At 62.9% G+C, this 16,125-nt stretch carries 12 protein-coding genes; 6 read left to right on the forward strand and 6 right to left on the reverse strand.

Features of this window, described 5'->3' with window-relative positions:
- Nucleotides 1-46: 46 nt before the first annotated feature.
- Entirely contained in the window at nucleotides 47-523 is a 477-nt protein-coding gene (locus PCO31010_RS22200; RefSeq protein ID WP_150666190.1) for a CBS domain-containing protein, read from the forward strand.
- 192 nt (nucleotides 524-715) lie between these two features.
- Here PCO31010_RS22200 and PCO31010_RS22205 read toward each other — a convergent pair whose 3' ends face one another.
- Nucleotides 716-2,194, reverse strand: coding sequence for an MFS transporter (locus PCO31010_RS22205; protein WP_150666191.1), 1,479 nt, complete (start codon nucleotides 2,192-2,194; stop codon nucleotides 716-718).
- A 466-nt stretch (nucleotides 2,195-2,660) separates the two neighbouring features.
- On the opposite strand from PCO31010_RS22205, the gene PCO31010_RS22210 reads away from it, so the two are divergent.
- Together PCO31010_RS22210 and PCO31010_RS22215 are read left to right on the forward strand one after the other, a co-directional pair.
- Complete coding sequence (locus tag PCO31010_RS22210) at nucleotides 2,661-3,176, forward strand: glycine zipper 2TM domain-containing protein (protein ID WP_150666192.1); 516 nt, start codon at nucleotides 2,661-2,663, stop codon at nucleotides 3,174-3,176.
- Between the two features lie 277 nt (nucleotides 3,177-3,453).
- Entirely contained in the window at nucleotides 3,454-4,869 is a 1,416-nt protein-coding gene (locus tag PCO31010_RS22215; RefSeq protein WP_246184728.1) for an undecaprenyl-phosphate glucose phosphotransferase, read from the forward strand.
- Nucleotides 4,870-4,917: 48 nt separating this feature from the next.
- Here the strand turns inward: PCO31010_RS22215 and PCO31010_RS22220 are convergent, their stop codons facing one another.
- Nucleotides 4,918-5,733, reverse strand: a complete 816-nt coding sequence (locus PCO31010_RS22220; RefSeq protein ID WP_150666193.1) for a WecB/TagA/CpsF family glycosyltransferase — start codon at nucleotides 5,731-5,733, stop codon at nucleotides 4,918-4,920.
- A gap of 138 nt (nucleotides 5,734-5,871) precedes the next feature.
- Here PCO31010_RS22220 and PCO31010_RS22225 point away from each other — a divergent pair, with 138 nt between their 5' ends.
- Both PCO31010_RS22225 and PCO31010_RS22230 read left to right on the forward strand, forming a co-directional pair.
- Complete coding sequence (locus tag PCO31010_RS22225; protein WP_150666194.1) at nucleotides 5,872-7,581, forward strand: FAD-dependent oxidoreductase; 1,710 nt, start codon at nucleotides 5,872-5,874, stop codon at nucleotides 7,579-7,581.
- A gap of 13 nt (nucleotides 7,582-7,594) precedes the next feature.
- The gene (locus PCO31010_RS22230) at nucleotides 7,595-8,527 is read left to right on the forward strand and encodes an NAD-dependent epimerase/dehydratase family protein (protein ID WP_150666195.1); all 933 of its coding nucleotides are present in this window, start codon (nucleotides 7,595-7,597) and stop codon (nucleotides 8,525-8,527) included.
- Between the two features lie 44 nt (nucleotides 8,528-8,571).
- On the opposite strand, the gene PCO31010_RS22235 is transcribed toward PCO31010_RS22230, so the two are convergent.
- The 4 genes from PCO31010_RS22235 to PCO31010_RS22250 form a co-directional block, all read right to left on the reverse strand.
- Nucleotides 8,572-9,870, reverse strand: a complete 1,299-nt coding sequence (locus tag PCO31010_RS22235) for a lipopolysaccharide biosynthesis protein (RefSeq protein ID WP_150666196.1) — start codon at nucleotides 9,868-9,870, stop codon at nucleotides 8,572-8,574.
- 52 nt (nucleotides 9,871-9,922) lie between these two features.
- On the reverse strand, nucleotides 9,923-11,617 hold the full coding sequence (locus PCO31010_RS22240; RefSeq protein ID WP_246184729.1) for a glycoside hydrolase family 44 protein: 1,695 nt from the start codon (nucleotides 11,615-11,617) through the stop codon (nucleotides 9,923-9,925).
- Entirely contained in the window at nucleotides 11,595-12,896 is a 1,302-nt protein-coding gene (locus tag PCO31010_RS22245; RefSeq protein WP_150666197.1) for a hypothetical protein, read from the reverse strand. Before PCO31010_RS22245 ends, PCO31010_RS22240 begins: the two co-directional genes overlap by 23 nt.
- A gap of 123 nt (nucleotides 12,897-13,019) precedes the next feature.
- A complete protein-coding gene (locus PCO31010_RS22250) occupies nucleotides 13,020-13,736 on the reverse strand; it encodes a polysaccharide biosynthesis/export family protein (protein ID WP_150666198.1) in 717 nt (238 codons plus the stop codon).
- A gap of 256 nt (nucleotides 13,737-13,992) precedes the next feature.
- Here PCO31010_RS22250 and PCO31010_RS22255 point away from each other — a divergent pair, with 256 nt between their 5' ends.
- A complete protein-coding gene (locus tag PCO31010_RS22255) occupies nucleotides 13,993-16,122 on the forward strand; it encodes a GumC family protein (protein WP_174985052.1) in 2,130 nt (709 codons plus the stop codon).
- Nucleotides 16,123-16,125 lie beyond the last annotated feature (3 nt).

Consider the following 16,125-nt stretch of genomic DNA (forward strand, 5'->3'; position numbering starts at 1 on the left):
GCACTCAACTATGCTGTAAGTACCCGTAGCCCGCAGGAGAATGACCATGAAAACAGTCGCTCAGATCCTGAAATCCAAATCGGTCGACACGGTATATAAAGTGCGGCCGTCCGATTCGGTACTCGATGCCCTGACCCTGATGGCCGAAGCCCGCATCGGGGCAGTACTGGTCAGCGAGGACGACCGCGCCATCGTAGGCATCTTCACCGAGCGCGATTACGCCCGCAAAGTCGCGCTGATGGGACGAACCTCCGTCAACACGCCCGTGCGCGACGTGATGACCTCCGCCGTGCGCTACGTCAGCCCCGAACAGACCAACGAAGAGTGCATGACGCTGATGACGCAGCATCGCATCCGTCACCTGCCTGTCATGAAGGACGGCGAGCTGGTCGGCCTGCTGTCCATCGGCGATCTGGTCAAGGCCATCATTACCGAACAGCAGTTCACCATCGATCAGTTGGAGAACTACATCATGGGCGGCGGCGCGGCCCTGGTCGGCACCTCGCCGTCGCGCCCAAGTTAAAGCGCAAGCCGGATCGACCCGCTCCCGCGCGTCAGGCGCGTTTCAGACGCACCTCAGAATTAACGCCGACAGCGAATCAGGGGCACGGCGCTTCACGCGAAGCGCCGCTTTTTTTGTCGACGACAAAGAAAAACGCCACGCTAGCCTTTGCGCTAGCGTGGCGTTCCGTTCGTCGCGCTAAACCGTCAGCGCTCAGAAATCTTCTGCGTCGACGTCGTAGTTCGACGGCTCCCAGCGAATCGCCAGCAACGCCAGCAACCCGATGGCCGGGGCGATGGCGATCACCCAGAACACCTTGGTGGCCAGTGCGGCCGCCAGCACCGGGAACAGGAACAGCGAGGCGGTCGAGCTGGCGCGCATCAACGTCTGGTTGAAGCCCACGCCTACACCACGCAGCGACGTCGGGTAGCTCAGCGACGCGAACGTCATCGAATGCGCCCCCGGGCCGAAGCCCTGCCCGAGCAGGAACAGCGCGAGGAAACCGAGCGCCCATGCCACTTCACCGCCATTGCCCGGCTTGCCGACAAGCGCCAGACCCACGAGGGCCGTCAACTGGAATGCATAACCCACCACTGTCAGCTTCCACGCCCCTACCTTCGGCACCAGACGCACGCCCAGCAAACCGCCCGTGAACGCGAACAACAAGTTCAGCGCGAGCGACATCAGAATCGTGGTGAGCATCGACTGCGCGAGGAAGCTGGCGATGATCACCGGCAGCCCGAACGCCACCGCGTTATACGCGAACGACGAAGCCACCGCGATGATGGTCGCAAGCGTCGTACGGCGCAGGTACACACCCTTGAGCAGCTTGCCGTAGTTGCTCCACGCGGCCGGACGCTTCTGCGCGACACGCTCCGCATCCTTCGCCACGACAGCATCGATCCCGTATGAGCGCTTGAGAATCTTCGCCGCGCCTTCGAGGTCACCCTGATTGGCAGCCCACACCGGCGACTCACTCATATAGCGGCTACGCACGGCAATGATGGCCAGCGCAGGAATCGCACCGAAGCCGAGGATGATCCGCCACAGCAGTGCGCTATGCGACGCGGGCAACACCGAGTAGCACAGCAGCACCAGCAAATACGATCCGCAAATCGCCGCGTACCAGGTGGGACACCACATCGCCACCCGCGCCGCCTTGTTGCCACGTCCCTTGAGTTTCGAGAACTCCGCCAGGAAAGCCATGGCGACGGGCAAGTCGATGCCGACGCCCAGCCCCATCACGAAGCGCGCTCCGGCGAGTACGTACTCGTTCGGTGCCAGCGCGCAGGCGATGGCGGCGATGACAAAGCACAGCATGTCGGCCATGAACACACGGTAACGGCCGATCCGGTCGGTGAAGTACCCACCGAGGAACGCACCGACGATGGCCCCAAACGTAATGGCCGACGCCACCATGCCTGTGCCAGCGGGCGTCAGTTGAAATTCGCGGGCAACGTCCTTCAACCCGAAGGCGAGCGCACCGAGATCGTAGGCGTCGAGGAAGACACCGCCGAGGGCGATCGCCACGATCCAGCGTGCGTTGGAGACGCGCGCGCCGCCCTCGTTGACGAGTTGCGCGACATCGGCTGCGGAACGGATAACGGCCGGGGCACCGACACGCGCGGCGGAAGATGCTGTGGAACTCGCCTGCGCAGGCGCGGCGGAAGACAGGGAAACGTCGACTGACATGAGACTGAACCAGAGAAAGCGGAATGCCAAAGGTCGCGATGTTACCGCTTGGTACCGAGGCGACCCAAGTGTTTTCTCGTTATATGCTTAGACGATTCCCGCTCCACACATCATAATTTGCTCATTTAACGCCAAAAAACCACGCAACCATCCCAAATCTCGAGCGATTCCCACTCATGAGTTAAGCGTTTGCAGAGCATGACACCACGTCTCGCCAGATGGGAATATGATCGAGGAACACTTCGAATCGTCGCGCGTTGGCGTTGATGCAGCGGCAAACCCGCTCGCCACGCCGCTTCCATGCGGATGCACAGTCTTTACAGTCGCTTACCTTTTCTTACAGCAAAAAGGTCCGCGGAACCCTACATTCCGCATCGTGGTCGTAGCAGATGCGCACTACCGGGCACTACCGGGCAGTCACATGCCCCTAGCAAACATCAATACCTCACGCTCACGAGGACGAAAAATGAAGATCAAAGCACTTACGGGAATCAGCGCGGCACTGGCCGCCGTCATGCTCGCCGGTTGCGTGGCTCCGGGCCCGCAATATGGCTATCAGCAACAGGGCTACCAGCAGGGATATCAGCAAGGCTACCAACAGCCGGGCTATCAACAGGGGTACCAACAACCTCCGCAACAACAAGGTGCGCTTTACGGCACGGTGCAGTCCATCGAGCAACTGAACGGTCCTAACAACAGCCCGAACATTCTCGGCACGGTGCTGGGTGCTGCGGCCGGCGGTCTGCTCGGCAACACGATGGGTGGCGGACGCGGACGCACCGCCACGACCATTGCCGGTGCGGCCATCGGCGGCATCGCAGGCAACCGCATCGAGAACAGCATGGGCGAGCCGAACGTGCTGTATCGCATCACCGTGCGTCTGGACGACGGCCGTGTCGCGACCGTCACGCAAGCGCCGCCGCTGCGCGTGCAGCAAGGCCAGCGCGCCGCAGTGTCGAACGATACGGTGTACCCGTACTAAGCGACATTCGCAGCAAAACAACAACGCCCGCCGGGTTTGCGCCCGGCGGGCGTTGTTGTTTTCATGCCTGACATTCAAGGAGACGGGGGACGCCCGGGGGACGGCGGCCTCCCATAATTGACGGTTAGTGCGCGTCATCGCACGGGCTTCGCACGTCACACGCAAAGCGAATTTGACCTGCTAAGATACGCGCGCAATCGGTGCGACCATCGGAGGGCCCCCGCCGTTCCGGATCTTTGTCGAGTCCGTCAGTTACCGCTACCCTTCGAATTTCGTCATGTCGACTCAGACGACTTACCACCATCGGCTCTTCATGGCGATGGTCGGCGGCTTTAGCGCAGTGCTCAATGCAGGCGCCTTTTTCACCGTCCTGCGACTGAACGGACACGACCCCTATACCCCTTACGGACTGACGCTCGTCTGCACGTTGGGCGCAGCAGCGTTTATCGTCTTCGCGCGCTTTCATCTGCTCGCCAGCGCCCGCAATCTCGGGTGGATGCTCGGACGCGGTGCCATGCGCTGGTGCCGCGTGCTGGTCACCGCCATCGTGTTGTTGTTCCTGACGTACGAGAGCAGCGAAGACGTGCGCATGATGGTGGCCCAGTGGCTGCTCCTCGCGCTGCCGCTGCAAATGATCGGTCTTGCCGTGCTGCGCGGCATGGCGCACAGCATCAACAACGCCCCCGGCAATCAGCGCCGCGCGGCCTTCTTCGGACTCGGGCCCGAAGCACGCAAGCTGAATCTGCGTCTGCAACGCTCGCCGATTCTCGGCATTCAGGTCGCGGGCTATTACAGCGAAGCACCGATCACGCCGGACGACGGCGAAGTCCTCCCGCCCTATCTCGGCCGTTACGCCGACGCCGCCGCGCGCATTCAGGCCAACGAGTACGAGATCGTCTTCATCGCCATCGGCCAGCAGGACAACAAAGAGCTCACCAGCGAGATCGTCAACCGTCTGTACGATTCGACGGCGGCCATCTACTTGCTGCCGGAGTTCAACTTTCCCGGCGATTTGCCGATGTCGAGCACCGACATCGCAGGCGTGCCGCTGCTGGCGCTGCACGACGTGACCGTGCAGGGTCTGCTGCGCATGATCAAACGCGGCATCGATCTGCTCGGCGCATCGGTGATCATCTTGCTGCTCAGCCCGGTGATGGTGGCCGTGGCCATCGCGGTACGACTCGACTCACCCGGCCCGATCCTCTTCCGTCAGCGTCGCTACGGCGAACGTGGCGAGCCGATCGTCATTCACAAATTCCGTTCGATGCGCGTGTTGCAGCCCGAAGATGCCGCAGCAGCAGCCACGGGCGGACTGCGTCAGGCGCATGCAGGCGACAGTCGCATTACCGCAATCGGCAAGCATTTGCGCCGCACGTCGCTCGACGAATTGCCGCAGCTCTTCGACGTGCTCGCCGGTTCGATGAGTCTCGTGGGGCCGCGTCCGCACGCGGAAGAACATAACGAAATGTACCGGCGCGTGATTCCCGGCTACATGCTGCGTCACAGCGTCAAACCGGGGATCACGGGATGGGCGCAGATCAATGGTCTGCGCGGAGAAACCGATACACCGGACAAGATGCAGCGGCGCGTGGAATACGACCGTTACTACATCACGCATTGGTCGTTGTGGCTCGACATCAAGATTCTGCTCAAGACGATTCCCGTCATGGTGACGGGACGTAATGCTGTCTGAGGCTGTCTGAGGCTGTCTGAGTCGAACGGGCGCGTTGCCCGGTTCAGGTTACTTGCGTCCGAGTTCGCGCCACTGACGCCAGCAGATGCCGATGAAACGGCGATCGTCGACGAGATAGCGACGCCACATACGGCCGGGGTTTTGCAAGATGCGATACATCCATTCCGAACCGGTGCGCTGCATCCATTTCGGCGCACGCTTTTGCATGCCCGCAGCGAATTCGATAGCAGCCCCGACGCAGAGCATCAGACCGCCGGGCATCGTGTCGGCGTACGCCATCGCCCAGCGTTCCTGCTTCGGCATACCGAGGCAGACGAAGATGAGATCGGGCGCGAGGGCACGAACGCGCTGTGCGATGTCCTGGCCTTCGGCGCCGGTCGGATCGAACGTCATCGACGGAATCAGCAGCGTAAAGTCGAGTCCGGGAAAACGTCGCGACAAGCCTTCCGTCAGTTGGGCTTCCTGTCCGGGACGTCCGCCGACGAAGACAGCTTTACGGCCCGACGCACGTGCGTTGTCGCACAGCGCAGGCAGCAGGTCGGCGCCGGTCACGCGACCCGGCAGCGGTTTGCCGAACAAGCGGCTCGCCCAGATGATGGGCATGCCGTCGGCAAAGAGAAAGTCGGCGTTGCGATATTCGCGCTTGAATTCCGGCTGCGTGTCGAGACGCACGATGTGGTCGACGTTTGGCGTGACGACGATGCGCGAGCGGCCATCGCGAAGCATGGCGGTTTGCGTGAGCACCTCGACGGCGGTCTCGAACGATACGGCGGCAATGTTCAGACCGAACAGTGCGACGTTAGGCTCGAAGACTTCGCGTACGGAAGATGCCGGTGCAGCTTGCAGATCGGTGTCGCGGCTCATGACGTTTCGTACCCCTGGTATCCCTGCTTTTTTGACGTGCGACGTCCGCACGCATTCGAGAGCAGGCACGATAGTAGCAGCGCACTTCGCGCACGTCAGTGACACTTTTCACAACACGTCGCGTATTTTGAACACACGATGATCCTCGACGCCAACGACATTCCTGCCGGTACCGAACTGCAAGCCGACTTGTGCATCGCAGGCGCAGGCGCGGCGGGCATCACGCTCGCGCTAGCGCTCGAAGCCAGCGGCCTCGACGTGATCCTGCTCGAGAGTGGCGGCGACGCCCCCGAGCCCGCCGTGCAACAGCTTTACACGGGCACCGTCGCGGATGCACGCCTGCATCCGCCTGCCGATAGCTATCGCGTGCGCCGCTTCGGCGGCTCGACCACGCTGTGGGGCGGACGCTGCATGCCGCTCGACGCCATCGACTTCGAAGCGCGCGACTACATGCCGCACAGCGGCTGGCCCATCGGCCTCGACGCGCTGATGCCGTGGTACGGACAAGCCAACGCGCTATGCGAAGCGGGCGAGTTCGCATATACCGCCGAGCAGGCGTTTCCGCGCGCCGACCATCCCTCGCGCCCGATGATCGGCAACTTCGAGAGCGATGTCTTCTCGACGAACACACTCGAAAGGTTTAGTTGTCCGACGGACTTCGGTGCACGTTACCGCAACCGTCTCGCCAAAGGTCGCGTGCGCGTAGTGCAGCACGCCAATCTCTGTCATCTGCCTCAGACGAGTCACGCAACGCGCCTCGTCGGTCCCGCGCAAGTGAAGACGCTCGACGGAAAAGCCTTCACGGTGGCGGCCCGCGCGTATGTGCTGGCGACGGGCGGGCTGGAGGTGCCGCGTCTGTTGTTGAACAGTCCCGGCGTCAGCGGCAACGGACTGGGGAACGCACACGATGTCGTCGGCCGCTACTACATGAGCCACATCGCCGGGACCATCGGCACGCTCGATCTGTCGGGGGCCAGTACCGTGTGGCACGGCTACGACGTCTCCGACGAAGGCATTTATTGCCGTCGGCGTCTCGCGTTGCGCCCACAGGCGCAGCACAACCTCCACGCAGGCAACTTCATCGCCCGTCTGCATCACCCGCGCATTCCGGACGCGGGGCACGGCAACGGCATTCTGTCGGCCCTCTATCTCGCACGGCCTATCGTGCCGTACGAATATGCGAAGCGTTTGTACGGCGACGCGCCGGGCGGCGCAGGCAACTGGCTGGCTCACGCGCGCAACGTCATCGCGGATGCGCCCAACACCGTGCGCTTCCTCACGCACTGGCTGACACACCGCACGCTCGCCACGCGCAAATTCCCGTCGGTGATCGTGCGTCCGGCCAATCTGCGCTTCAGTCTCGACTTCCACGCCGAGCAAGCGCCCTGTGAAGACAGCCGCGTTATGGTCGGCAAAGAGCGGGATGCGCTGGGCATGCGACGCATTCACATCGACTGGCGCTACACGCGACAGGACGTCGAGACCGTCACGCGCTCGCTGGCCGCGCTCGCGCAGGAGATCGCACGCACCGGCGTCGGCAGCTTCTCCTACGATCCCGCCGAAGTCGAAGCCGAGATGACACGCTACGGCGCTTACGGCGGCCATCACATCGGCACCGCCCGCATGGGCGACGATCCGCGCACGAGCGTGGTCGATGCCAATGGCCGTTTGCACGAGGCCGACAACGTATTTATCGCGGGCGCAGCGGTCTTCCCGACGTCGGGTCAGGCCAATCCCACGCTGAGCATCGTGGCGCTCGCGCTGCGACTCGCAGACCATTTGCAGCGGCAGGCGAATGTGACCGCCCTGCCCGTTCCCGTCACCTCGACATCTTCCACCGCTATCTGATCCCGTCAGCCCTATGAAAGCTCGCATTCTTGTTACCGGCGCGACCGGGTTCATCGGCCGTCACATCGTGGCCGCACTCGCCGCCAGCGACTGGGCAGAGCCCGTCGCTGCATCGCGCCGTCCGGGCACAGGCATGCGCGTGGTCGACGCGTTGTCTGCCGCCTCGCTGGGCGAAGCCCTCGCCGACGTCGACGGTCTGGTGAACTGCGTCGCCGGGTCGCCGGAAGCGATCGTGGCGAATGCCCGCGCGTTGCGTCAGGCACTGGACGCACGCAGCACGCCGCTGCCTGTCGTCTACTTCAGCTCGATGGCCGTGTACGGCGTTGCCGAAGGTCATGTCGACGAATCCACTGCACTCGCCGGCGCGAGTCCCTACGGCATGGCCAAAGTGGAAGCCGAGCAGGCGTTGACCGGTCTGCCGACGGTGACGTTGTTGCGTCCGGGATGTGTGTACGGCGGCGGCAGTCCGCAATGGTCCGCACGCATCGCCGAACTGCTGCGCGCAGGCCGCCTCGGCGACCTTGGTGCCGCAGGCGACGCGCATAGCAACCTCGTGCACGTGGACGATGTTGTGAAGGTCGCGCTGAACGCACTGCGCAACCCGGCAGCCGGCGGTCACGCCTACAACCTCGCCATGACCGGCTCGCCGCGCTGGAACGAGTACTTCACCGCTTACGCGATAGCGCTGGGCGCAACGCCTGTGAAGCGCATCGGCGGACGGCGTCTGAAGATCGAAACGAAGCTCGTCGCCCCGGCACTCAAGATCGCCGAGATCGCGGGACGAAAGATCGGTGTGAAGGGATTGCCTGCGCCGTTGCCGCCGTCGCTCGCGCGTCTGTGGCAGCAGGACATCGTGCTGGACGGCAGCCGCGCGGAAAAGACGTTCGATTTGTCGTGGACGCCCTGGCGCGACGCGGTTCTGGCGGAAGCAGTGCGCGACCGGTAAGACACGGTCGCTACGATACAGCGGGGCCGCAACGGTCCGTCAAATCAACGACGCGACAGTCGCCCCGCCGTCCAACGCCAAAGCATCGCGAATGGCGACACGCCGAGCAACCGGCGTGCGGCCCACGCGGCAGCGGCACCGTTCACGGCAATCGCCAGCGACGCCGCGACCGACGCACCGACACTGCCGCCCATCGGCGTGAACGCCGCCAGCCCCACGAGCAGCACCACGACCGACACCACGTTGATGCGCATCAGCGCGCGTGTGTGCGCCGTCATGCCGAGCAATTCCGGCATCGCGGTGAAGCAGGCGGCGGCGATCTGACCAAGTGCGAGCACGCGCAAGCTGCTCGCGCCATCGTCGAACCCGTGACCGAACAGCCCCAGCAGGAACTGCGGAATGACGAGCATGCCGAGCGTGACCGGCAGCGCCAGACACAACACCAGCCCGATGGCCTGCGCCGCACTGCGCTCGAGCCCCGGCAGATCCTGACGCGCGTAAAGACTCGCAAATCGCGGCGCGGCCATGCCGGTCACGCCGCTGATCAGAATGTTGACGACCAGCGCCAGACGCCACGCCAACGCGAACAAACCCGTCTCGCGCGACGACGCCACAATCCCCAACACAATGGCCGGTGCCGACGTAATCAGCAACTTGGTGAGTTCGAGCGAGAAGAGCGACAGACCGGGTTTGAGCAAGCCGGGAATCGCGCCATGCGGCGCACCCGCAGGTACTTCACGCAGGAAACGGCGAAGCAGCACCGCGCCCACCAACGCTGCCACCGTGAAGCTTGCGGCTGTGAGGATCAGCGTGTTGACGACCGTAAGCTTGCCCGTCGCCACCAGCGGAATCGCCGCCACGCAGAAGACCGCAGGCCACAGCCACGAGTAGATCATCTGGCTGAAGCCCACGCGTTGCAATCCCGCGAGCGCACCCGCCACCGCCGCGCCCATGTTCTGCGGAATAAACGACAACGCGCCCAGCATGAGTGGCACGACAAGCTCCGGCTTCTTCAGGATGTCGTTGGCAAAAAGCGCAGCCCCGCCAGCGAGCAACACCGAGACGGCGGCCGACGCGATAAACACATGCGTGAGTGCGCGACGGATCGTCGGCCGCACAGCGGCGGACTCACCCGATGCGATGTCCATCGCCAACTGACGCGTGAGCGCCTGATCCATGCCGAGACGCCCGAAGCCTGCGAGCGCGACCATTGTGCTGAAGACGATGTAGAAGTTACCGGTCTCGACAACGCCCAGCGCCGCCGCAATCAGCAGGTGAAAGCCGTAGCGGCTCGGCAAATCCAGCAGCCGCACCCCGAGGCTGATCACACTGCCGCGCAGCATCGAAGCGCCGGATTTCACAGACGGTGCGGACCTGTTTGGCGTGTCTGACATCTCAGTTCACAGCTTTGCGAAGCACAAACAGCAGAACGCTCTGCGGCGGCAGATCAGCGCGCAACGCGCTACCGGAATAGGTGAGGTCCGGCTGGCGCGTCAATTTGTTATCCGCCAGTTGCCAGACTTCACCCGTGCCCGACGCAGCGAAATTGGCAAGCGAGACGTTGGCCTGTGCCGCGCGGTCGAGTTGCTTGTTGATGACGACGACGGTCAGCGCGCCGTCCTTCGGACGCACGGCCGCGAACGCCGACACCGTATCGGGATCGGGGACGGTGGCCGACACGCTGGTCGAGCCGAATTCGCCGCCGTGGCCGTCGTAATTGCGATACAGCTTGATCGCCTTGTACACCGGCATCGACGGATCGAGCGTGCCCCAGCGCGTCGCCATGTCCAGCTTCTCACGTCCAAAGATACCGAGGATGTCGGCTTGCGCCGTCGCCCCGTTCATGCGAGTGTCCGCGCCCCAGTTATATTCGGTGAGCGCGATGGGTGTGCCGGGGTAGTAATACGTATCCACCCACTGACGCATCATCGGAATCAGCGCGACCACACTGTTGATCCAGGTCGGATCCTTGTAATTCGGATCCCACAGATTGCGCGTCGACCGGTTACGCATGAGCGCAATCTCGGTCGAGTTGCCGTCGGCCGGTTCCTCGTACTCTTTGCTCTGCGGGTAAAAGTGCAGGCTAAAGATGTCGACCGGACGACCGGCTTTCTTCCATTGCGTGAGCAGCCACGGAATGTACGGCACGCCGCCCGTCTCGCCCTGACGGTCCGGTGCCTGCGCGTAGCCGTGCGTGACCGAGTACTGCTGATCGAAGCCACTGTAGAGATAGCCGTTCCAGCCCCACTCTTCCGGCGCGAGCACCTTGGCGCCAGGGTCTGCCGTCTTCACCGCACGCGAATATGCGATCACCTTGGCGGCGATCTCGCTAGCGTGCGCACCCGTCGGATGCGAGTTGTTGTGGATCAACTGCCACAGACTCGGCTCGTTATCCATCGCGTAGTACTTCACACCGCCCGCGCGCGCCGGGCCGAACTGCTGCACCAATGCCGTCACACGGGCTTGCTGGCTTGCGGGATCGTCGGGCACGGTGGCGTCGTCCGGATCGTTCTTGACGGGTGTGCCGTCGCGCAGAATGCCGTTGCCCGCGTCGGTCATGCCGTCCACGTCGTGGTTCTGCTGCGGGCCGTACTTGGCGATGGAGAAGCTGGCCAGCCGGTCGCGCGAGCGCGAGAGCGTAGCCACACGGCCGAGCATGGAGATGGTGATGATCGGCTGTGCCCCGGCGGCCTGCGTCAACGCGACGAAGCGGTCGCCGAACTGATCGTTGATATCCGCCGGATTGACGGGCAGGCTCTCGTAATACCAGTCGCGACCGGCGTTACGTGCGTCGAGCCGCCAGTTGTACGCCGACGCACTGTTGCCGCCCGAACGGTTCAGCGGCGCGCGCAGATCCTGCAACATCGCCGTCGTACCGAAGTTGATGCCATAGATCAGCGGACTGATCGGATGTCGGTTGGCCGCCGCATCCACGGCGATCTCTACGGGCAGCGGTCCGCCGGGCGTGGCTTGGGTGCACGCGGCGGACGACAGCATCACGCCCGCGGCCGCAAGCTGAATCAGACGGGGAATGACGCGGGAAAGCGAGGATGACTGGGAAGACGCACTACGGCGCGGCAACACGCGCATGGAGACTCCGGGGAACGGCACGACGGTCGAAGCCACCCACACGCCACACGTAGACGAAGATCGCCAGAATCACGGCGGTCTCACCCGGGGCGAGCGTTGGCGGGTAGAAGAAGGACACCAGCAGCACGAAGACCAGATAGTCGTACAGCGCGCCGAGGAAATCGTCCTCGACTTCCGCGCGCAAGCGTCGATAGAAGAACAGTCCGCGCAGCTGGAAACACAGAATGACGAACGCGCCGATCAGGCCGTACTCGAACACGATCCCGAGCCACGTGATGTCGGCCAGGAAGAAGAAGTGGTGGAAATAAGTGGTCAGCGTGTCGCCGCTCGCCGGACTGATCGTGCCTACGCCGAAGAGCCAGCGCAGCGAATCGTTGCCGAGAAAGCGTGTCGCCAGCAGCGCCGAGATACGGCGCGTATCGAAACCGGTTTCCGCGTTGGCGCTGAAGATGGTCGCGAGATACCCCATCGAGAACACGCCCACCAGCACAATCGGAGCCACGAGCATCAGCCCGATGCGCGCACGTGGGCGCGCCCACACGAACGTGTTGATGACGAGCACACCCATGATGCCGATGGCGAGTGCACGCGATTTCACGATCAGCAGCGCCACCGCCAGACCGATCAGCACGCTGATCAGGTAGCCCACGTTGCGCTCGAAGAACGCGCGGCGATAGCAGAAAAACAACAGAATGAACGGGAAATACATCGACATCCGGATGCGATGCCCGCGACTGTCGTTCGTGAAGAACGGCGCTTGTCCGAAAACGTAGGTTTCCTTGTACCAGCTTGCCGGCACCAGCAGCCACATGAGAATCAGCGCACCGACGATGACCACGCCGAGAATCAGGAAACTGCGTCCCAGCTCATGCAGCGTGGGCTTGAGCATGAGCAGCAGCGCGAGAAAGGAAAAGAAATACAGAATCGGCAACAACTTCACCTGCGCCGTCACGCTGGTGAAAAAGCCTTCGTGGAAGTAAATCACCGCCGCGAAGCTCGGCACCAACACGAGCCACGCGAAGCTCAGCAATACCTGCCGCGTGATCGGAAAACGCGGCTGACTGCCGAGCCGCAGCACGAGCGGCAGCGTCAGAATCGGGAACGCTTTGGAGAGCGCCCACAGCGGGTACAGCGCCGTGATGTAGTGGAACGTCTGGCCGAACAGCGGGAGCAGCGCCACGAGAATGCCGACGACGAACGTGCGCGGCAAGCCACCCGAGAAGACGTCAGGCAGATCGTCGGTCGTCCCGGCGATCGCACCGGAGGTGGCGGGCTTCATTTCGAGAGAGGGCTGCGCAGCTGTCACGAAGCGGTTGAAATCGATAAGTAGACTTGACGGGTTTGCATCACGAACGACGACATCAGCCGTCGCGAACATCGTGCGACGGCTGAGCTCAGGCGATCAGAAGCTGCGAGCGCCGTTGATGTCGTAGTTGACGTTCTTGTTGAACGGCAGTGCCTTGTTGATGTACTGGTCGACCCACAGATCCACTTCGGCGATGGACGACTTCGGCACAAAGATAGTGTCGTTCGATTGCAGAACGATGTCTTGCGCCGGATCGCCTTGCTGCGTGAGTGTCTTGATATCGACGGTGCGCAACATCGGACGACCGTCCGGGCTGCGGCGAATCAGCACGACTTCGCCGGTACGTGCGGTATCGAGCAAGCCTTGCGCGGTAATGATCGCCTGCATCACGCTCATGCCCGGCGTGAGTGCGAGTTCACCCGGCTTGCCGACTTCACCGCCGACGAAGACGTGCGCAGCGGTTTGCGTGACGGCGACCATCGCCATCGCGTTGGCCGTCATGTGGTTGTTCGCGAGCGCCCGGTTGACCGTATCGCCGAACTGCGCGAGCGTCTGGCCCGCCGCAGGCAGATTGCCCGCGAACGGCATGGCGACCGTGCCGTCAGGGGCCACACGGCCCTTGTAGTTGAGTTCGATGTTGAAAGGCAACACGACGGAAATGTCGTCACCCGGCAACAACTTGTACGGACTCGGCGTGGCGTCGACCCACGTCGCGAAGCGATCGGGTTGTTGGTATTTGGTGTCGACCCAGGTGTGGGAGCAGGCCGTCAGCGCCATCAGCGCCAGTACACAGGCCGGGCGGAGCATATTCATGGGACAGATGGCACGAGGCCGAGGTGGTTTCACGGTTTGGACCGTACTCTAGTGCACTTCTGCCGTCTCGCCAAGCACGACAAATCAGCGTCGGATTTACGATAATGCACGATTTAGGGGGACTTTCCGGGGACTTTCTTGCGTAATATATGCGCCTTGAAACCAACTACCTTGGTCGGGCAACCTTTCCGCTTCTTGCATCCCTATGGCAATTACGACTAGAACAAGGCCTGACCGGCACGCTGCGGTCGTCGACGTGACGATCCGGGACTACCTCAACACCCTTTTCTACTACCGCAAGATCGCGACGACGGTGTTCCTCGCCATCGTGGCGCTCGGTGTGCTCGTTGCACTCTTCGTGCCGATTCCGTATCGCGCGCAGGCCACGTTGCTCGTGCTCAATGCGGGGTATTACGACCAGACCAACAATCCGAACGGCGGCGTATCGCTGCAACCGCCGCCGGGACAGCTGAACGGCGTGGAAGCGCAGATTCTGTCGAGTCCGGAATTGCATCGGGACGTCATTCTCTCGAAGCTCGGACCGGGTGCGACGGCCAGCGACATTGATCGCGAACTGCAGAACTTCGAGAAGCGCCTTCACATCGAACAGAACGATCTCGCCAACACGATCACGCTGACGTATTCGGATACGGACCCGAAGGCCGCCGCCGATGCGCTGGCGCGCCTGCTCGACAAGTACTTCCGTCAGCGCGCGTCGATCTTCACGCAAGGTCGCGTCAATCTGCTGGTCAGCCAGCGTGACGACGTAGGCAAGCAACTCGATAAGGCCGATGCCGATCTGCTCGCGTTCCAGAAGAAACACGGCATCGTCAAGATCGACGATCAGACGTCGCGAGCCGTGCAGCTCGAATCGCAGCTGGTGCAGCGCAAGCTCGAAACCGATGCGAAGCTCGCGCAGGACCGCAGCGAACTGAAGTCGTTGCAATCGTCGACGAAAGATGTCCGCAACACGATTCCGATCTACACGGACGACTCCGAAACCAGCCGTGCGATCAACATTCTGCAAGGCTCGCTGAGCGAACTCGAGAACAAGCGTGCGGACTTCGCGTCGCGCTACATGGCGACGTCGCCCTTCGTCGTGCAGCTCGACAAGCAGATCGCCGACATGCGCGCGAACATCGCGAAGCAGCGTCAGGAAATGATGACGGCGACGCGCATGGGGCATAACAACTACTTCGACGTCGTGCAGGAACGTCTGGCCGTGCTGAACGCCAGCATTGCCGGTGGCGTCGCACAGCAGACCGCGCTCGAAGCCCAGATCAAGGAAACGCGCGACAAGCTGCAAGGCATGAGCGACGTGTCGAGCCAGTTGAGCCAGTTGCAGGCGCGTCGCGACATTCTTGCCGACAGCTTCAAGGAACGTTCGCGTCAGGTCGAACTCGCCCGCGTGCAACAGGGTCAGGTCAGCCAGATCAACGGCACCAACGTGCGCGTGATTCAGGCGCCGTTCCCGCCGTCGCAACGCAGTGTCTCGGCCAGTCTGCTGATCGCCGCATCGATTGCCGCAGGTTTGCTGATCTCCGCGCTGACGGTGCTGATTCTGTCGAGCCTGCGCGAGACGTTCCTCAGCCCCGAACAAGTCGAGCGCGCCCTGCTGTTGCCGGTGGTGAACGCCCCCGTGCTGCTGGGCGGCGACCGTCGTGGAGCCGCCGCCGCAGGTGCGGCAGCCAGTACCGGCGCGAACGTCGAACCGGCTTACGCGCGGCCAGCACATCTGGCTTATGGCCGCATGATTGCCGCAATCAACAGCAGCACGGACGGCGTCGCCAAGGTCGTCATGGCTCTGTCCACCGGCAAGAACGACGGTCTCTCGTCCGTCATTCAGGGCCTGACCAGCGAACTCGAACATCGCTCCGGCAAGCCGATTCTGATTCTCGACATCGCTTCCACGCCGGATTCGCCGATGTACGGCAAGCCGAATGCGCAGGGTCTGCTGGAGTGGCCGTCGAACGGCGGCAGCGGCACAACCAGCGTCGACGCCGTCAAGCCGACCGGCACGGACGAATCGAGTGTGCTGACCGATCTGAGATTCACGCGTGTCGACCGTCACAATATTGTCGTGGCGCAGCCTCACAGTGGCGCGGTGCCGTCGTCGTGGCAACTGGTCACGCGTCTGTTCGATGCCCTGCGTGAGTCGCACGACTACATCGTGGTTCATGCGCCGCCGTCGAGCCAGTCGTTCACCGGCATCGAAAACGCTCCGCTGGCGGATGCTACGGTGCTGGTCGTGCGCGCGGAAGCCACGCGCAAGCCGGTCATCGCCGGGCTCAAGGCGCAGGTCGAAGACGCCGGTGGCCGTTTGATCGGCGTGGCGCTCACGCATCGTCGCGGTTATATTCCGAGCTTCATCTACCGGTTCTTCTAGTCG

Origin of the sequence: Pandoraea commovens (assembly GCF_902459615.1) — a bacterium.
Taxonomy (GTDB): domain Bacteria; phylum Pseudomonadota; class Gammaproteobacteria; order Burkholderiales; family Burkholderiaceae; genus Pandoraea; species Pandoraea commovens.